Origin of the sequence: Rhodococcoides fascians NBRC 12155 = LMG 3623, assembly GCF_001894785.1 — a bacterium.
Lineage (GTDB): Bacteria > Actinomycetota > Actinomycetes > Mycobacteriales > Mycobacteriaceae > Rhodococcoides > Rhodococcoides fascians.
The window spans coordinates 292954-310218 of record NZ_BCWW01000001.1 but is presented as its reverse complement, the minus strand read 5'-3'; the positions used below and the strand labels follow the sequence as shown (position 1 = coordinate 310218).

Here is a 17265-nt window from a genome sequence, read left to right as displayed (position 1 = left end):
CCGGTCACACGTTCGCGTACAGATCGACGGTGGTGCCGTCGGGATCGTGCACGACGGCATAACGCTGCCCCCAGAACGCATCCCACGGCTGCAGGTGCCCTGTGTACCCCGCGTCGGTCACTGCGGCCCACGCGGCATCGACTCCGGCGGCCGTGCCGCAGTCGAATGCCAGCGCGACGCGGTGGCCTCCGCTGGGCGCGGTCCACGTCGGATCGAACGAGGTGATCGTCGAGGGTAGGTCGAACAACAACCGAACCCCACCGAGGTCGACCTCCACATGTTGCTCGGCATCGGCCTCGGCCGGAATGTCCAGTCCCAGAACGCGGTAGAACGCCAATGCAACTGCCATATCGGCGACGACGATTTCGATTCCTGCCAGACGTGGTTTCACCCGGACAAGGGTAGCCACGTCAGCCCCAGTTCGCGGCATTTGTCAGGCAGAACGGATGCCCGGCCGGATCCAACAGCACACGCCAGGTCTCACCCGGTTGCTCGTCGGGCACAGTTGCCCCCAACTGCACTGCGGCTTTCGCGGCCGCATCCAGATCGTCGACCGCGAGATCGAAGTGAAACTGTTTGCTGCCCTTCGTGTTCGGCCACTCCGGCCGCTGATAATTCTCCACGCGTCCGAATCCGAGCGCGCTGGAGGGCCCCTGCAGCATCGCGTAATCCTTCTCCGCGTGGACGACGGTCCAGCCGAGTAGCGCAGACCAGAACGTCGCGCTGGCCTCGGGATCTCCGCAGTCCAGCGTGACCATCTTCAGGGTTGCCACGGGTGCATCGTTCATGGTGTTTCTCCTCGACAGCGTCGATCGTTTCTCGAAGGTGTCGGACCAGACTCCTACACTGACGCCCGTGCCGGATAGGAAAAATGCGACAGCCACCCACGCCGGTGTCCTGCGGCCGGATCAGCTGGCGCAGTATGTCGACCTGGTCCGGCTGCCGTGTGCGGCGTCGTTGGAACCGTGGGTCGAGAACTACTGGCAACTTCGGTGGGATCTGCCGTCGGGCATCTCGTATCGCAGCTCGACCCTGCCCCACCCGGCATGCACGCTCAGCGTCGAGCACGGCTGGACCCGCGCCGGCGTCACCGAGCCGGTGGTCGTGACCGGAGTGCTGACCCGACGGTTCGACGTCGAACTCGCCGATTCCGGGTGGGTGTTCGGCGTCAAGTTCCGACCCGGCGGCTACGCGAGCTTCACCGGAACCGTGGCCCGAACTCTGCGAGACGTCCCAGTAGCTCCGCCCACCCCGTTCCGGCTGGAGACCGTCGCCGCGTTGACGCGACTGGACTCACAGCACGATGCCGACCACTGCCGAACCGTCGTCGACGCGGTTCTCGAGCCCTACGCCCACGATGTCGAGCCGGAGTACGAGATCGTCTTGGATGTCATCGGCACGATGCTCGGTGATCGGACGCTGATACGCGTCGGCCAGGTGGAGGACAGATGTGGCATCGGGACTCGTCGGCTACAGCGGTTGTTCGAGCGTTATGTCGGTGCGACGCCCAAGTGGGTTCTGGGCCGATATCGGATTCACGACGCCCTCAGTGATCTCGACAACGGATACAGCGGGTCGCTGGCGGAACTGGCCGCGCGGTACGGATGGTTCGACCAGGCGCATTTCACCCGCGAGTTCACCGAACTGGTCGGTGTGTCTCCCGGTACGTATCAACTGTGAGTAACACCTTCGTCACGCAATGCGACTTTTGCCGATTCGTTTGGCACAGTATCCCGCGGTGCTCGGTAGCACCCGGTGGGCAACCGCAGCACAGAGGAAGAGTGGGCTTCAACGCATGATCAACATTCTCGTCGCCGGTGGAATCGCATTGGCGGTCTCGATTCTGTTGACGCCATTTCTCATCGCGCTGTTCACCCGGCAGGGCTTCGGCCAGGAGATTCGCGTCGAAGGCCCGGCGAGCCACCAAGCCAAGCGAGGAACGCCGACGATGGGCGGCGTCGCGATCATCGTGGGTCTGTGGGCCGGTTACCTCGGTTCCCACCTCGTGGCGATGGGAGGCGACGGGCCGTCGGCATCGGCGCTGTTGATCCTCGGTCTCGCGACCGCCCTCGGCATCGTCGGTTTCCTCGACGACTACATCAAGCTCCGGATGAAGCGAAGCCTCGGCCTCAAAGCCACCGGAAAATACGTCGGGCAGATCAGTGCCGCGGTGATCTTCGCGGTTCTGGCTCTGCAGTTTCGCAACGGCAACGGGCTGACGCCGGGCAACGTCGAACTGTCACTGGTGCGTCAGTCGACGTTCTTCACGATGGCTCCGATCGTCTTCGTGCTGTTCTGTGTGTTTCTCGTCGTTGCCTGGTCCAATGCCGTCAACCTCACCGACGGGCTCGACGGGTTGGCGGCGGGCTCGATGACCCTCGTCCTCGGCGCCTACACGGTGATGACGTTCTGGCAGTACCGGCAATCGTGCGCCACCAATTCGGTGGCCGGGTGCTACCAAGTGCGTGATCCCCTCGACCTCGCTGTCGTGTGCGCGGCGGCCGCGGGAGCGTGCATCGGATTCCTGTGGTGGAACGCGGCACCGGCCAAGATCTTCATGGGCGACACCGGCTCCCTGGCACTCGGTGGTCTGCTCGCCGGCCTGTCCGTCGTCAGCAAGACCGAGCTGATCGCGGTTGTCTTCGGAGCCCTTTTCGTCGCCGAGAGCGCGTCGGTGGTCATCCAGGTCGCGTCCTTCAAGTCCACCGGCAAGCGGCCGTTCCGGATGGCACCGATCCACCATCACTTCGAGTTGGGTGGCTGGGCGGAAACAACGGTCATCATCCGACTGTGGCTGTTCGCGGCCATCGCGTCGGCGCTGGGGCTCGGATTGTTCTACAGCGAGTTCCTCGCAGCCGTCGGCTGACCTCTACGATTCCGATATGACCGACGAACTGTCTCCGCTGGCCAAGGTCGATGCTCTCGCCGCCGAACTCGAGACCCTCGATGCTCGACGCGTCGCCATCGGAGTCGAACTCGTCAACCTTCAGTTCGGACTCGACGGAAACGCAAAGATCCGCGCCACCGAGGTCTTTCACAGCGACTACCTGGGCAGGCTGTTCACGTTGGTCGACGAACTGCGCACGGACGAGTAGGGCTCGCTAGAGCGCATCCGGGTCCGATCGCGACACCGCAGTCAACCGAAAATCCCTCAGCGACAACGTCCATGCTGCAACCGCTGCAAGGACAACACCGCCGACGGGAAACACCGTCCACGGACTGCCGATGATCGGGGTGAAGGTCGACGGTGACGCGTCGTCGACAGCAGCATCAGAACTGAAGAGATTTCCGACGTAACCCTCATCGTCCTGAATCCCAATGTCGGATATGTCCGCGGGTGCGGTGCCGAACGACGACTGCGGGACTTCGGTTGCACCACTGTGAACCACGATGTACCGAGCCCACGCCTCTGCGGGATCTGGAGCTCTCTCCAACTGCTGCGGCGGCCAGTGGGTCCACGCGAAGGCGCTGCCCGCTCCCAGCGCGGCACCGACGACGATCAGCAACGTGAACAGGTGGGCGGAACTGTACTGACGGTCTCTGACGACGCGCATTCCGGAATCGACGAGAAACCACGCCACCACCAGAGCCAGAGCCACTCCGGCGGCAACGAGGTACAGCGACACGGGGAACCAGCTCGGTCGCAGATGTGCCGTCCCAGGAGTGTCCGGCGGTTCGGTGATCGCAACGTGCCACACCACTGCGGCCGCAGCCCCTGTGGCCGCGCCGACGCCCCCGAGCACTGCGACGAGCCCTTTGCCGGATGGTCTGTCCACGCGCGAGACTCTACCGGCCAGTCGGTCTCTTGACCTCGAGCATTGTTCAGGTTCTACCGTTCGATGCATGACGACACAGCGCCCCATGCAACCACCCGAGAAGCAACCCATCGGCTTCTGGACCGTCCGCGCCGGGGAGGCCGTCCGCGCTCGAACACGCGGAGCGCTCCGCGACATCGGCATCACCCAGGCCGAATGGTGGCTCCTGCATCAGATTTCACTGCATCCCGCTGGTGCCGATCGAGCGAGGACGATCGACACGATCGGACACAACGACACCCCTGGCGCGATCGTCGACGCAATCGACTCCGCTACCGAGAAGGGGTTGATCACCGAATCCCATGCACGACTGAAGTTCACGCCTGAGGGCGAGCGGCTATTCGCCCGCGCCGCGGACATCCAACGGATGCTGCAGGACGAACGCATGCAGGGAATCAGTCAGGACGATTTCGCGACCACCATCCGCGTCCTGCAAGGAACCATCGAGAACGTCGGCGGCGACGCATGGCACTGGTAGGGCAGTCGCTCGTAGCCGACAGCGTCAGCGTCGCTTTCTGGTGAACAGAACACCGACAACGAGGCCGAGAACAGCGCCGAGGATGGGTAGGCCGAAGACAACGAACGCCGTTGTGTAGGTGATTCCCAACGAGCGGATGTAACTCGAACTGTCCACGACGAACGCGTAGTTGACCCGTCGCGGCCTGATCTCCCACAGCAAGTATCCGAGCGAGCCGACCAATCCGAGACACAGCCCAACCAGGGTGCTCAACCTACGCATTGCCGTGCGCCCCACGGGCCGCGTCGGCAAACTCCGCCATGCTCGGGAACTGCATCGCAAAACCGTAGTCGCCGTTCGGCTCCGGTGTTGCGCCCCACCCTGGCCGATCGTGTCTGCGATCGATCCACACCGACGCAAGGCCGTGACGCCGCGCCGGGACGTGATCGTGGAACAGGCTCTGTGCCACGTGCAGCAGACGTGATTTGGGCACACCGAAGTCGTCGAGGATCGCGTCGAGCGCATCGAAATGGTTGTCCGCCGGCTTGTATGCGTGCACATCCTCGGCTGTGACGATGGCGTCGAATTCAACGCCGAGCCGACGGTTGCTACCGGCAAAACCCGCGCGGTGCACGTTGGACAGAATCACCAGCTTGTAGTGCTCGGCGAGTGATGCCAGTGCGTCCGCCGAGTCCGGAAACGCCGGCCAGTCCGGAACGGAGCCGGCGAGTCTGCCTGACCAGTCCGGGGTGACCGGTATACCCAGCGCGTCGCCTGTTCGTCCGAATGCGTCGGCCAGGATGTCGGGATAGAGCATCGACGGTGAATCCTGCTGCGCCTGTGCTTCGTTGGGGGCATAGGCGGCGAGTAATTCGTCTTCGGACATCGGCGATCCTGCATCCGCAGCCCATGCGCCGAGCACGTCGCCGATCCCCGACTCCCAATCGATCAGCGTTCCGTAGCAATCGAAGCTCAAGACGTCGTAGTCGGCCAGGTTCATCGGGCTCCCTTGGGTATTCGGTGGCGGTCGGATCCGGATGCCTCTATCGTCTGCAGGTCATGAGCATCGTACTGCGGTTGGCCGACCCTCGACCGATCGATGGTCGGCGGTTGTGACGTCGACCCGGCTACGGCGGGCAACTGCCACCGATGCCGAATTCCTGTACTCGATGGCCTCGGACGCCTCCGTCATGCGGTGGGTGGGCGACGGAAAACCCTGGACAAGAACCTATTTCGATGGTCGATTCAACCGCGCATTGGCGACGACGGACCTCGATACACCCGACCTGCCGATGTGGTCGATCGGCGTCGAAGACGCGGTACCGGTCGGACTGCTGAGCCTCATCCGTCGAGCCGATCACGTCGAGGTGGGCTACTGGGTGCATCCGGACCACTGGGGACGCGGCTGTGCTGGGCAAATGCTGGGCTTGGCACGCGAGACCGTGGGCAACCTCGCAATGGTTGCGACAGTCGCACGCGGCAATGCCGCGTCGCGCCGAGTGCTGGAGAAGGCAGGGTTCACAGTCGTGCACGACGGTGATCCGTTGACCTATCGTCGATCACCGTCGTCCTGATTCGACTGCTCACCAGGTCCGATCACCAGGACCGCGGCGGACGTGGGCGCACCGACGTCCGCCCGCTCGTGACCCCACGCACCATCGGACGCGCCAGGAATTCGTGCGGAAATCCCATGTCGATGGCGCTGACCGACTGCAGTCGAGCCAAGTGCGTCTCGTCGAAGACGATATCGAGGGCACCGATGTTGTGCTGCAACTGTTCTGCCGTCCGGACACCGATCAACGAACTGACGACGGCGGCATGCAGCAGCGTCCATGCCAACGCCACCTGGGCCGGAGTCGCACCCAACTCTTCTGCCACCTCGACGACGACGTCGGCTGTGCGCAACCCACGTTCGGTCAGTGTTCGGTTCGACCTCGCGTGATCGCGCCGACTGCCCGCCGGTGAATTCGAGCTCGCGCCTTCGAGGTCGGCACCGGCGTACTTGCCCGTCAACACACCCCCGCCGAGGGGTGACCACGGAACCACACCGAGACCCAGATCTGCTGCCATCGGTAACAACTCGCGTTCGGTAGTGCGCTCGATCAGGCTGTACTCGACCTGAAGTGCGGACAGCGGTGGCCATCCGCGTAGCTGCGCAAGGGTCTGCATTCGCGCGACCTCCCAGGCCGGGGTATCCGAAATGCCGAGGTAGAGAACCTTTCCCGATTGCACCAAGTCACCGAGGGCGGCCATGATCTCGTCGCTCGGCGTCACACCGTCCCATGCGTGCAGGTACATCAGATCGATGTAGTCGGTGCCCAGGTTCCGCAAACTGGCCTCGACCGAACCACGCAGGCTCTTTCTCCCGCCGCCACCCGCATTCGGGTCCGCCGGATCGCGCGTCGCCGCATATTTGGTCGATACGACAACCGAGTCGCGACAACCTTCGAGAAATTCCCCCAGATACCGCTCCGATTGACCGTCGGTGTAGATGTTCGCGGTATCGATCATGTTGCCTCCGAGGTGCAGATAAGCGTCGAAGATGCGTTTCGACTCCTGCTTGTCGGCTCCCCACCCCCAGGCGTCCCCGAATGTCATGGCCCCCAACGACAACGGTGCCACGCGCAGTCCCGAGCGTCCCAGGAGTCGATAGTCGTCCATCCGTGTCATCGTGTGTCTCCTTCTCGATCGATCCGTCCGGCTCACAGTGCCGGTCCGGTCGAGAAGCGGGAAGGTCGGGGTCATCCTGGGACGCGCGATACCAGGCTGAGTGGTCCGAATTGACCTACGCTGTGTGGAATGACCACGACGCCACCGGAGATGGCCCGCCGAGAACTGGCGGCCTTCCTGCGGTCTCGACGTGAAGCGCTCGTTCCGTCCGACGTCGGTCTGCCGCCACGGATCGGGGCCTCCCGGACCCCCGGACTCAGGCGCGAGGAGGTCGCCGCGCTCGCCGGTGTCAGCGTCGACTATCTCGTGCGGCTCGAGCAGGCCCGTGATATCCGACCGTCCGCCCAGGTGGTGGGGTCACTGTCGAGGGCCTTGAAGTTGTCCGGCGACCAGACGGGCTACCTGTTCACGTTGGCGGGGCATCGTGCACCCGAACGGCCCACCGACCGAAAGATTCCCAACGGAATCGCCCAGTTGGTACACGACGTCGAGCCCCTGCCTGCCATGGTCCTCGATTACAGACTCGACATCCTGGCCATCAACGAAACCATGGCCGCCCTGCTGCTCGACATAGACGAGCGGCCCGCCGAGAGTCGTAATGTCCTCCGAATGTGCTTCTTGGACACATCATTCGACGGCTTCTACGAGTCACGCGACGACGTCGTCCGCGGTGCCGTCGCCGATCTGCGTGCCGCGTGGGTCGACCACTCACACGACACTCACCTCGCCCTGCTGATCGACGAACTCCAACACGGCAGTGCCGAATTCTCGCGATACTGGCAATCACGAGAAGTATCGATACGAAGCCGGGGAGACAAGCCGATGCGGCACCCGCTCGTCGGCCCGGTGACCGTGACGTTCGACGTCCTCACTCCACTCGGCGACCCGGATCTTCGATTGATCGTCTATCGCCCGGCCGACGCACAATCGCATGCCGCGTTGGCCGAACTCGGTCGCCTCCGTGCTCGGCGACGCGGACGGCATCTGCGCACCATCTGAACCCGACCCAGCCGGGCTCGAAAAGTCGAGCCAACCGTGCCTCCGCCTCCCTATCGTTGTCACCAGAACGAAGGAAGGCCACCGGCACATGCTCGAACGATGGAATGCAGCACTCGATTACATCGAGGACAACCTCGACCACGACATCGACCCGGCACAGCTTGCTCGCATCACCCTCACGTCCGACTATCACTTTCGACGCGTGTTCTCCGCACTGGCCGGAATCCCACTGTCGGCGTACATCCGACAACGGCGAATGTCGTTGGCAGCCGCAGACATTCTCGCCGGCAACGGGGTGCTCGACGTCGCGACCAAGTACGGCTACAGCGGTGACGCATTCACTCGCGCATTCCGAGACATGCACGGGGTCACACCATCCCACGCCCGCAAGCCAGGGACCACCCTCCGCTCCAGACCACCACTGGCATTTCACCTGACCATCGAAGGAAAGAGCACCATGGACTACCGCATCACCGAACTGCCCGCATTCCACATCATCGGCAAATCGACGCGAATCCCCCTCACATTCCACGGCGAGAACACCGCCATGACCCAGTTCCACCAGACCTTGCCCACCGGATTCGGCGAACGACTCCGCCGACACGCCGACCTGCCCGAACTCCCCCACATCCTCTTCGTCAGCGATGGCTTCGAGGCCGACCGAACCGACGGCAGTCTCTTCGACTACTACTTTGCCGTCGCCACCACAGCCCCCAAACCGGCCGGCCTGGACTCCCTCAGCGTCCCCGCATCGACATGGGCGGTCTTCGAAACACGCAGCGACACCGCACTCGCCCCAGCACTACAACAACTCTGGGCCGACGCATTCAGCGAGTGGTTCCCCTCCCACCCCTTCCACATCGCCCCCGGCCCGGAAATTCTGACCGTCACCGAGAACAACACCGACTGGTCATCGGGAGCCGGAGAACTCTGGATCCCGGTTGCCCGCAACCAATGACTCCCCGCCCGCCCTGGTCACTCAATGTGACATTCGGTGGCCTTTTCGGGGGTCAATGGCACATCCAGTGGACTGTGGGGCGGGTGTCGGTGCCAACTCATGACTAATCTGGCGTGATGTCCAGTGGTCGCCGGAACGAGTTGCGGCGACGGTATCTGTCGCTCGGCCTGGGTGAGCTGTCCGCCGCAGCGGTGTTTGCTTCGATTGCGCTCACCATGGCAGAACCACGGCTCGACGGTCGAGAGGACTCACTGGCCATGTGGTCTGCTCTCACCCCGTTGCTTGCCGTCCTCGTGCAGGCGGGAGTCTACTGGTTAATGGCGCGATCCTGGGTCGAACTCAACCCGATGCCACCGGTCATTCGCGCGTTCTATCGCGTATGTCGAGTCGCAAACGTTCCATTGTTGGCGGCTGGGCTCATCGGTGTCGTCGTATGGTTTCCGTCGAGCGCCGGAATTGGCGTCGCACTGCTCGTCGTGTGGCTGTTCGCCGTTGTCGAATTCGTCAACTACTTCGTGGTTCGACTGTCGTATCCCGCACACCGCTGGTGGTCGACAGTCGGTCAGATGCGCACTCCTCGGCTTGTCCTCGACATCAACACGCGTCGCTGATCGAAACAGGGAGCACGAGCACGACATCCCGGTACTCAATGTGACATTCGGTGGCCTTTTCGGGGGTCAATGGCACATCGAGTGGACTGCGCGGGTGCGCCGCCGAGAATCAGGAGCTACGGCGGGAGAGGATGCTGGTGATTTCCGCCAAGGCCGGCAGAGCTGCCGCGATGGCTTCGCGGTTGTGTCGACTCAGTTCGTCCAGTGCGTCCGCGAGTACTCGGGAGCTCGCCGCGTCGTACTCGGCGAGGAGCTTCACAGCCTTCGGCGACGCGGTCAGTGTCGCCCCTCGAAGGTCACCCGCGGTGATCGATCTTTCCACCAGGCCGGCGTCGACCATCGCTCTGATCAGGTTGCTCACGGTGGATCGGGCCAGGTTGAGGCGAGTGGCAAGGCGTCCCGGACTCATGGACGGTTCTGCTGCAAGGGCTCGCATCACCTCGATGTGCGAGTCGGCGATGTCGGGCAACTGCGCGACATCCCGCGTCGCCCGGAGCAGTGATCGCCGCAGGGGCCCCAGCTGTCGGCCCAATTCCGTTGCGGTGGAGTCCATGCGTCGATGATCGCACAGATAGTTTTGCCGCAAACATAGTTTTGTGACAAAATGAAGACCATGACCACAGTCGAGAACCCCATCCCCAGCCAAGATCTGAGCGGCATCGTCGGGCATCGCTTCATCTACACGTACGCGAACAGCTGGCAGTACGAGATGTATGTCAAGAACGCGACCACGATCGACTACCGAATTCACACCGGCATGGTCGGCGGACGCTGGGTCAAGGACCAGGAAGTCGATCTCGTCCAGCTCGACGACGACGTCTACAAGATCTCGTGGAACGAGCCCACCGGAACCTCGGTCGTCGTTAACGTCATCCCAGGCAAGCGTCGTCTGCACGGAACCATCTTCTTCCCGCAGTGGATCGAATTGGACGGAACCAAAACGGTCCTCTACCAGAACGATCACGTCGACGAAATGCATGCGTACCGCGACGCCGGACCGACCTACCCCATCTATGTCGTCCCCGAGTTCGCCACGATCACGCTCTTCGAGAACGTCGGAGCCGACGACGAGACCATCGTGTCCGTCGCACCTGGCGATCTTCCCGACGGCTTCGCGGACCGAACGAACTGACGTGCGCCCCGACCTGACGTTCGTCGCGCACTTGTCCGTCACGGTCGGAAAGCCCATCGATCTCGGCCAGGTCAGCGACGGACATCGACGCCTCGTACCGATCCTCGGTGGGACCGTCGACGGGCCGGTGATACGAGGACGCGTCCTGGCCGGCGGCGCCGACCACCAGGTCCTCAGATCGGCCACTGTCACCGAACTCGACGCCCGATATGCACTCGAGACCGACGCAGGCGAACGGATCTCGGTCCACAACGTCGGGATGCGCACCGGCAGCGAACAGGACATCGACGCACTGACTCGCGGCGAGCAGGTTCCCGCCGACCGAATCTACTTCCGCACCTTTCCCCGACTGTCGACGTCCGCCGACTCCCTCAGCTGGATCAACGGAACACTCTTCGCGGCAACCGGTGAACGTTTACCGAATTCCGTCGAGCTGGACGTCTACCAACTCACATGACGGAGGCTGATGTGCACCGACCCCAGTGCACTCAATGGCACATTCAGTGGCCTTTTCGGGGGTCAATGGCACATCGAGTGGACTGCCTAGGCGATCAGGTGAGGCTTTCGCCGTAGACGTGGTCGACGGCGATGGTCACCAGTACGCGGCGATCCGCGGCCATTGCGGCGCGGTATTCGGTCCAGTCGGGGTGCTCTCCGGCGGCGGCGCGGTAGTAGTCGACCAGCGCATCGATTTCGGGGCTGTTCGGGTTCGCGCCCGGTCCGGTGAGGGTGACGGTTCCTTCTGCTGTTGCCCAGGCCTTGCCGTCGGCGCTCGTCACTTCGAGTGCAGCGCGCGGGTCTCGGCGTAGGTTGGCCGTTTTCGCTCGTCCTTCGGTGACCGAAATCTTGATTGTTCGCTCGGTGCGATCGTAGAACGGCGTCACCGGCGACAGTTGCGGCAGGCCGCTCGCTTTTATCGTGGCGAGTACGCCGAGTCGGCTGCGCTCGAGGAGGTCGTGTGGATCGAATGCTCCGCTGGTCATGGCTTCACCTCGGGGTCGTCGAACGAACTGGCACGATCATGGTGGGCAACACGGTCGTCGGTGCCGCTGTTCCTCGGCCTGTCGGTAGGGAGGTCGTCGGCATAAGTTCCGATTGCGCGACGGTATGTGCCGAGCGCAGGCTTCGCTGCCTGCAGTGCCGCCTTCAGCGCGCCAGCACCATCGCCCAGATCCCACAGGATCAGGGCAATGAATGCATCTCGCGCAGAGGAGAATTCGTCGGAAAACTCGAAGTCTTCCAACACACGCGACGCCTCCTGGAGTCGGCCGACATTACGCAGCGAACTGGCGAGCTGAATTCTGGCCTTGCTCTCGTGCACGGAATCGAGCCCACTCGACAGCGCCGCCTCGTACAACGGAATCGCAGCCGATTCTTCGCCCAGAAAATCCTCGAGCGACGCACGTTCGAACAGTGTCCGTGCTCGGGAAAGCCTTGTCGCCGAGAGCAACTGATTCATCTCCGACCGCATCAGAGCAGGCTCGCCGTCATCTGCGTGGCACCAGAACGCAGCTATGGAGTCCATCTGGGCCCCCCGAAATTCGGCCGGACAGCTACCGACAAGCGACATGCGCTCACGTTCGTCCCCTTACCAGTCCATCGTTGCAGAGCATGCCTACGCTTGGAACCTTCACTCTGTGATGCTCTCTGAACCGAAGCGAAGTACACGATATCGATGTGAGTCGTCATCGACGGTATCGGCCGGGCTGCGAACTCGAAAAGATGGTGAACAGCACCACCACCGACCTGGGTGAAGCCGGGTCTCGAAACGTCCCACTCGATTGACACGTCGGTGAACGGTAAGCAAACGTATAGCCATGCAACTGAGATTTCTGGCCGGCATCTCGACGGCCTTCGCATGCAAGCTTCTGCTGATGCGAGTGCTGACCCTCAAGTTGCAGCGAGACATCGAGGCGCTCAACAACGGAAACTATCGCCCACTGCTCTCGTCGTTCCACCGAGACGCGGTGCTCAAATTCGCCGACGGTGACAGCCGATGGTCGGGCACCCACCGCGGACGACCGGCAATCGAAAAGTTCTTCCAGGACTTCGTCGCCGCCGGCATCCGCGGGCAGGTCACGGAAATCTACAGCGGCGGAGCCCCCTGGCGCATGACCCTCCTCGTCCGCTTCGACGACCAAGCACACGCAGCCGACGGCACCGAGTTGTACAGCAACCGAACGGTGCTCCTTGTCCGCACCAGCTGGGGCAAAATCGTCTCGCAAGAGGACTTCTTCGAGGACACCACGCGCATCGACGCATTCGAGCGTAAATTGCGCCAACTCTAGATTCGGTCTCCCCTCCCCCCGGTTTTGCCCCTTCCCCGGGTACTCAATGTGACATCTAGTGGCCTTTTCGGGGGTCAATGTCACATCGAGTGGACTCCGGGGGCGGTCGGTCGGGGGCGGCGATAGGTCACCTGGGGGTAGTCGTCGGTATGCGAGACGCTGGCGTGCACGTTGTACACCTCGCGCACCAGGTGTTCGGTGATCACTTCGTGTGGGGTTCCCGATGCCACGATGCTGCCGTTGTTCAGGACGATGATGCGGTTGCAGAACATGGCGGCGAGGTTGAGGTCGTGGAGGGCGATGTAACTGCTCAGGGGTAGTCCTGCGACGAGGGTGAGGATGTCGAGTTGGTGTTGGATGTCGAGGTGGTTGGTCGGCTCGTCGAGCAGTAGTTCGGTGGGTTGTTGAGCGAGGGCCCGTGCGATCTGGGCGCGTTGGCGCTCTCCACCGGAGAGGGTGTGCCAGCGTCGGGTGGCTTTCGACGCCATGGCGGTGTCGGTGAGTGCCTGTTCGATCGCGGCGTCGTCGGCGGCTGTGTCTCCGCCGAGGATGCCGTGGTGGGGGATGCGGCCAAGGCGTACGACGTCGCGGACGGTGATGTCGACGTCGGTGTCGGAGTGTTGGTCGACCATCGCTACGCGGCGGGCGATGCTGCGACGACGTTGGGTGCGCAGGTTCTTTCCGTCGAGCAGGACGTCGCCGCTGTCGGGTGCCACGATGCCGGCGAGGATGCGCAGTAACGACGATTTGCCGGAGCCGTTGGGGCCGATGAGCCCGATGGTCTCGCCCGGTTCCGGTGCGAAGCTGATGTCGTCGAGAATCGGGTTCCCGCCGCGGGTCCACTGGATGTTGTTGACGTGCAACGTCATCGGGATCTCCTGAGTCGAAACAGAATGAGCGCGAATGCCGGCACGCCGATGAGTGCGGTCACCACTCCGACGGGTATTTCTTGCGGCGCGAACAACGTTCGGGCGATCGTGTCGACCCACACCATGAAGATCGCGCCGATGACCACCGTCGTCGGCAACAGTCGTCGATGCCGTGCGCCGACGAGAAAACGGGCGGCGTGCGGCAGAACGAGACCCACGAACCCGATGGCTCCGGCGGCGCTGACGAGCGAGGCCGTGATCAGTGCGGTGATGACCAACAACAGGATTCGCACCCACTTGACCGGAACACCGAGGGACGCGGCCGCGTCGTGCCCGAATGTGAAGGCGTCGAGGGCCGAGGTGTTGAACAGACACACCACCATTCCGAGCAGCGCAACAGATCCGCACAGCACCACGTCCGTCCAGTCGGCACCGCTCAGCGATCCGAGGAGCCAGAACAGCACGCCGCGTGTCTGTTCGGCGTCGGCCGAGGAAATGACGATGAACGACGTCAAGGCCGAGAACAGCTGCGTCCCCGCGACCCCGGCCAGCACCACGCGGTCGTTTCCGCCGCCTGCCCCTGCGGCCAGCAGCATCACCAGGACGAACGAGAGCAGCGCACCGGCGAATGCCCCTGTGGACAAGGACAATGCGCCACCGCCGACGCCGAGAACCGCGACGAGGACCGCTCCGGTAGATGCACCGGACGAAATGCCCAGGACGAAGGGATCGGCGAGAGGGTTGCGCAGCAGTGATTGCATGATCGCCCCGCACAGCGCGAGACCCGCGCCGCACACGGCGGCCAGCAAGGTCCGGGGCAGGCGCAGCTCCCAGACGATTCCGTCCTGGATGCGACCGACTCCCGAACTACCGATACCCATGTGCGTCAGTATCACTCGATACACGTCGGGCACCGACACGTTCGCGGGTCCGATGGTGACGGCGACGCCGATCGAGAGCACCAACAACGCCGATCCTGCGAGCAGTAGTGGGACGAGCACCCCGCGATCGGTGCGGCTCATCGCGACGCCATTCCCCAATCTTGCAGGGCGGCCGCAACTTTCTCGACACCGTCGATCGTCCGAATGGACGGGTTCAGATCGGCACCGTTGACGACGATGTACAGCTTGTTCTCGACGGCGGGCATTCGGCTCGTGACCGAATTCGACTCCAGGAAGCCGATTTTGCTGTCCAGGGCGTCCCCGGCGATACTGCGTCGACTCAGATCTGCGAGCACCAGTGCAGTCGGGTTGCGATCGAGCACACTCTCCCAATTGACCTGTGGCCATTCGTCGGTGGTGTCGGCATAGATGTTCTCGGCGCCGACGGAGTCGGTGATGATGCCCGACGATCCGCAGCAACCGGCCATGTACGGCGTATCGGTGTCGGCGAACCAGTAGGCCAACGACACACCCGACGCGTCGACCGAACCGGAGGCCTTCTCGAACCGATCCTGCAGTTCGGCGACCAGGCGCTCGCCACGGTCTCGCACGTCGAAGACCGCAGCGAGATCACGAATCTCCCGATAGACGGTGTCGATCACCAACGGCTCCGTGCGAGCACCGTCGGAATTGACGCTCTCGTCGGTCTTGCCCTGACAGTCGGTGGGCGAGAGGTAGTTCGGGACGCCGAGTTGCTCGAACCTGCTCCGATCGGCGACTCCCCCGGGTCCGAGGGTGCCGCCGAAGGACGCGGACACGAAATCGGGCTCGGTATCCAACACGACCTCGAGCGATGGCTTGTTGTCCGCGAGCCTCGGCACCCTGGCGTTCTCGGATTCGAGGTTCGAGCGGACCGGGTCGGTCCAGGTCGCGGTGCCCACCATCCGGTCTGCGAGGCCGAGCGAGAGCAGTATTTCCGTCGAGCTTTGGTTCAACGACACCGCCCGTTGCGGTGGTGCGTCGACGACGACGTCGCGTCCGCAGTTCTCGATGGTCAGGGGATAGTTCCCGGAGGTGTCGGTGGACGCGTCGGGGGTCGACGCGGTCGAACAACCGGAGACCAGAAGGATGGAGACAGCGCCTAGTGCGGCGAGAGAGGTACGCATCGAAGAGCTTCCTGCTTGGGGCTCGTGTCGCGGAGCCGCGGGTGGGGTTCGATCACGACGTCCGAGCATTCGGACTTCGAGCTCTCACCCGTCACCGTTGCGCGCCAGCTCCGGAGTTGCACCGGATTCCCTCGTTCGTCGCGTGCTGACCCTATCGCGCGAGAGCGCCGAGAGGTCAGTGCGCCGGCGTCGAGACCGGTACCGACGGATACGAGCTCGGAAAGGCTCCGCGCGCGACCACTACGACTGTGAGTGCCACAGCCACCAGGATCGTCGCCGCAGCGGTCACCGCCCCGATGCCTCTGGCGTCGACGACGACGCCTCCCACCAGGGCCCCGGTGGCAATGGCCAGTTGGAAGGCGACGACGTAGATCGCCGACGCCTTGTCGGCGTCGGCAGGGGCGGCCCGAACCACGGCGGACTGGATGCAGACCGGCAGTGTGGTGAAGGCCAGACCCCACAACGCGATCGCCCCGACAGCAAGGACGGCCAGGCTGCCCGGTGCTGCGCTGAGGGTGCCCCACAGGATCGCCGTCGCGGCCGCGACGGCACCCAGAGCTGCGATGGTGGAGGGCCGCGGCCAACGGTCGTACGTTCTGCCGATCACCCAGATACCGACGACTCCGAACAAACCGTAGAGCATCAGCATCAGCGTCAAAGTGGTTCCGGCCGAACCGATTGCGCGATCGACGATAAGCGAGAAGTACGTGTACGCGGCGAAATGGCCGAGGACGGCCAGGAACGTCACTCCACACAGGATCGCCAGGGTGCCGTCGAGCACGCGCGGTGATTTCTTGTTGCCCGCAGCTGCCCGGGTGACCGGTAGTGCGGGGAGGACGAAGTAGAGCGCCACCGCGATAGCGGCGGCGACGACACCGAGAATCGTTGCAGCAGTGCGCCACCCGAACCACTGACCCATGGCCGCGGTGATCGGATTTCCGGCGACCAACGCCAACGAGGTGCCGGCGTACACCGTGGCGATCGCTTTTCCTTGCTTACCGGGAAGTGCGAGTGACGCCGCGACGGGTGCGACCACGGCCCAGAAGACTCCGTGGGTGGCCGCGCACAGCATCCTCGACAGCACCAGCATCGGGTACCCGACGGACACCGCGGACAGCAGTTGCGAAAGGGCCAGTGCTGCAACGGTGATGACGACGACCCGTCGCCGCGGCCAGTCGCGTACGAACCTGATCAACGGCATGGTCATGACGGCGACGCCGTATGCGTAGAAGGTCAGCAGCAGACCGACAGCGGATTCGCCGACGCCGAGATCGCCCGAGATCTCCGGAAGCAGACCCACGGGCAACGTTTCGGCCGTGACATAGATGAAGGCGGCTGCACCGAGGACCAGCAGCTTGGGGAGGGGCGACGACATGCTGTGTATCGTTACACAGGACGTCGACGCACGCTAAGGTGACC

24 protein-coding genes and 1 riboswitch are annotated in these 17265 nt (G+C 63.6%); of the genes, 11 read left to right on the top strand and 13 right to left on the bottom strand.

All coding sequences use genetic code 11. The features are described 5' to 3' along the window. Nucleotides 1-4: 4 nt before the first annotated feature. Together RFA01S_RS01570 and RFA01S_RS01565 are read right to left on the bottom strand one after the other, a co-directional pair. Nucleotides 5-391 (bottom strand): VOC family protein, encoded by a 387-nt coding sequence (locus tag RFA01S_RS01570; RefSeq protein WP_027494936.1) that lies wholly within the window; start codon nt 389-391, stop codon nt 5-7. A gap of 19 nt (nt 392-410) precedes the next feature. Then, a complete protein-coding gene (locus tag RFA01S_RS01565) occupies nt 411-788 on the bottom strand; it encodes a VOC family protein (protein ID WP_032367582.1) in 378 nt (125 codons plus the stop codon). A 67-nt stretch (nt 789-855) separates the two neighbouring features. On the opposite strand from RFA01S_RS01565, the gene RFA01S_RS01560 reads away from it, so the two are divergent. The 3 genes from RFA01S_RS01560 to RFA01S_RS01550 all read left to right on the top strand — a co-directional run bounded on the left by RFA01S_RS01560 (nt 856) and on the right by RFA01S_RS01550 (nt 3095). Then, complete coding sequence (locus tag RFA01S_RS01560) at nt 856-1680, top strand: helix-turn-helix transcriptional regulator (protein ID WP_230074833.1); 825 nt, start codon at nt 856-858, stop codon at nt 1678-1680. A gap of 115 nt (nt 1681-1795) precedes the next feature. Further along, complete coding sequence (mraY, locus tag RFA01S_RS01555) at nt 1796-2866, top strand: phospho-N-acetylmuramoyl-pentapeptide-transferase (RefSeq protein WP_027494939.1); 1071 nt, start codon at nt 1796-1798, stop codon at nt 2864-2866. Between the two features lie 16 nt (nt 2867-2882). Then, a complete protein-coding gene (locus RFA01S_RS01550; RefSeq protein WP_027494940.1) occupies nt 2883-3095 on the top strand; it encodes a hypothetical protein in 213 nt (70 codons plus the stop codon). Between the two features lie 6 nt (nt 3096-3101). On the opposite strand, the gene RFA01S_RS01545 is transcribed toward RFA01S_RS01550, so the two are convergent. Beyond that, a complete protein-coding gene (locus tag RFA01S_RS01545) occupies nt 3102-3776 on the bottom strand; it encodes a hypothetical protein (protein WP_032407779.1) in 675 nt (224 codons plus the stop codon). 67 nt (nt 3777-3843) lie between these two features. On the opposite strand from RFA01S_RS01545, the gene RFA01S_RS01540 reads away from it, so the two are divergent. After that, a complete protein-coding gene (locus tag RFA01S_RS01540; RefSeq protein ID WP_032407778.1) occupies nt 3844-4293 on the top strand; it encodes a MarR family winged helix-turn-helix transcriptional regulator in 450 nt (149 codons plus the stop codon). Between the two features lie 24 nt (nt 4294-4317). Here the strand turns inward: RFA01S_RS01540 and RFA01S_RS01535 are convergent, their stop codons facing one another. Continuing rightward, nucleotides 4318-4545: a hypothetical protein gene (locus RFA01S_RS01535; RefSeq protein ID WP_032407777.1), complete on the bottom strand. Its 228-nt coding sequence runs from the start codon at nt 4543-4545 to the stop codon at nt 4318-4320. Nucleotide 4546: 1 nt separating this feature from the next. Beyond that, a complete protein-coding gene (locus RFA01S_RS01530) occupies nt 4547-5272 on the bottom strand; it encodes a haloacid dehalogenase type II (RefSeq protein WP_032373374.1) in 726 nt (241 codons plus the stop codon). 112 nt (nt 5273-5384) lie between these two features. Between RFA01S_RS01530 and RFA01S_RS01525 the strand changes: the two genes are divergently transcribed. Next, on the top strand, nt 5385-5846 hold the full coding sequence (locus RFA01S_RS01525) for a GNAT family N-acetyltransferase (RefSeq protein WP_052060784.1): 462 nt from the start codon (nt 5385-5387) through the stop codon (nt 5844-5846). Nucleotides 5847-5868: 22 nt separating this feature from the next. Here RFA01S_RS01525 and RFA01S_RS01520 read toward each other — a convergent pair whose 3' ends face one another. Then, nucleotides 5869-6942, bottom strand: a complete 1074-nt coding sequence (locus tag RFA01S_RS01520) for an aldo/keto reductase (RefSeq protein WP_032407776.1) — start codon at nt 6940-6942, stop codon at nt 5869-5871. Between the two features lie 129 nt (nt 6943-7071). Here RFA01S_RS01520 and RFA01S_RS01515 point away from each other — a divergent pair, with 129 nt between their 5' ends. From RFA01S_RS01515 to RFA01S_RS01505, 3 genes are all read left to right on the top strand, one after another. Further along, nucleotides 7072-7941: a helix-turn-helix transcriptional regulator gene (locus RFA01S_RS01515; protein ID WP_032407775.1), complete on the top strand. Its 870-nt coding sequence runs from the start codon at nt 7072-7074 to the stop codon at nt 7939-7941. A gap of 88 nt (nt 7942-8029) precedes the next feature. Further along, on the top strand, nt 8030-8899 hold the full coding sequence (locus RFA01S_RS01510; RefSeq protein ID WP_032407774.1) for an AraC family transcriptional regulator: 870 nt from the start codon (nt 8030-8032) through the stop codon (nt 8897-8899). 116 nt (nt 8900-9015) lie between these two features. After that, entirely contained in the window at nt 9016-9510 is a 495-nt protein-coding gene (locus tag RFA01S_RS01505; protein WP_174557190.1) for a hypothetical protein, read from the top strand. A gap of 109 nt (nt 9511-9619) precedes the next feature. On the opposite strand, the gene RFA01S_RS01500 is transcribed toward RFA01S_RS01505, so the two are convergent. Beyond that, nucleotides 9620-10063, bottom strand: coding sequence for a MarR family winged helix-turn-helix transcriptional regulator (locus tag RFA01S_RS01500; protein ID WP_032407772.1), 444 nt, complete (start codon nt 10061-10063; stop codon nt 9620-9622). A 60-nt stretch (nt 10064-10123) separates the two neighbouring features. Between RFA01S_RS01500 and RFA01S_RS01495 the strand changes: the two genes are divergently transcribed. Beyond that, the gene (locus tag RFA01S_RS01495) at nt 10124-10642 is read left to right on the top strand and encodes a phenolic acid decarboxylase (RefSeq protein ID WP_202902218.1); all 519 of its coding nucleotides are present in this window, start codon (nt 10124-10126) and stop codon (nt 10640-10642) included. Between the two features lies 1 nt (nt 10643). After that, nucleotides 10644-11099: a DUF3237 domain-containing protein gene (locus tag RFA01S_RS01490; RefSeq protein WP_032407770.1), complete on the top strand. Its 456-nt coding sequence runs from the start codon at nt 10644-10646 to the stop codon at nt 11097-11099. 94 nt (nt 11100-11193) lie between these two features. Here RFA01S_RS01490 and RFA01S_RS01485 read toward each other — a convergent pair whose 3' ends face one another. Together RFA01S_RS01485 and RFA01S_RS01480 are read right to left on the bottom strand one after the other, a co-directional pair. Next, nucleotides 11194-11625 carry a PPOX class F420-dependent oxidoreductase gene (locus RFA01S_RS01485; protein ID WP_032400943.1) on the bottom strand — a complete coding sequence of 144 codons (432 nt, stop codon included), beginning with the start codon at nt 11623-11625 and terminating at the stop codon, nt 11194-11196. Further along, nucleotides 11622-12167 carry a tetratricopeptide repeat protein gene (locus RFA01S_RS01480; RefSeq protein ID WP_052060783.1) on the bottom strand — a complete coding sequence of 182 codons (546 nt, stop codon included), beginning with the start codon at nt 12165-12167 and terminating at the stop codon, nt 11622-11624. The genes RFA01S_RS01485 and RFA01S_RS01480 overlap by 4 nt, the downstream gene beginning before the upstream one ends. Nucleotides 12168-12459: 292 nt before the next feature. Between RFA01S_RS01480 and RFA01S_RS01475 the strand changes: the two genes are divergently transcribed. After that, a complete protein-coding gene (locus RFA01S_RS01475; RefSeq protein WP_027494954.1) occupies nt 12460-12930 on the top strand; it encodes a nuclear transport factor 2 family protein in 471 nt (156 codons plus the stop codon). An 80-nt stretch (nt 12931-13010) separates the two neighbouring features. Here the strand turns inward: RFA01S_RS01475 and RFA01S_RS01470 are convergent, their stop codons facing one another. The 4 genes from RFA01S_RS01470 to RFA01S_RS01455 all read right to left on the bottom strand — a co-directional run bounded on the left by RFA01S_RS01470 (nt 13011) and on the right by RFA01S_RS01455 (nt 17221). Further along, nucleotides 13011-13799, bottom strand: a complete 789-nt coding sequence (locus tag RFA01S_RS01470) for an ABC transporter ATP-binding protein (protein ID WP_032389467.1) — start codon at nt 13797-13799, stop codon at nt 13011-13013. Beyond that, entirely contained in the window at nt 13796-14821 is a 1026-nt protein-coding gene (locus tag RFA01S_RS01465) for a FecCD family ABC transporter permease (protein WP_032373568.1), read from the bottom strand. The genes RFA01S_RS01470 and RFA01S_RS01465 overlap by 4 nt, the downstream gene beginning before the upstream one ends. Further along, on the bottom strand, nt 14818-15846 hold the full coding sequence (locus tag RFA01S_RS01460) for an ABC transporter substrate-binding protein (RefSeq protein WP_032407769.1): 1029 nt from the start codon (nt 15844-15846) through the stop codon (nt 14818-14820). Before RFA01S_RS01460 ends, RFA01S_RS01465 begins: the two co-directional genes overlap by 4 nt. After that, nucleotides 15834-16030: riboswitch (cobalamin riboswitch) on the bottom strand. (Overlaps the previous gene by 13 nt.) Then, nucleotides 16022-17221 (bottom strand): MFS transporter, encoded by a 1200-nt coding sequence (locus RFA01S_RS01455; protein WP_032407768.1) that lies wholly within the window; start codon nt 17219-17221, stop codon nt 16022-16024. Its footprint overlaps the riboswitch before it by 9 nt. Nucleotides 17222-17265 lie beyond the last annotated feature (44 nt).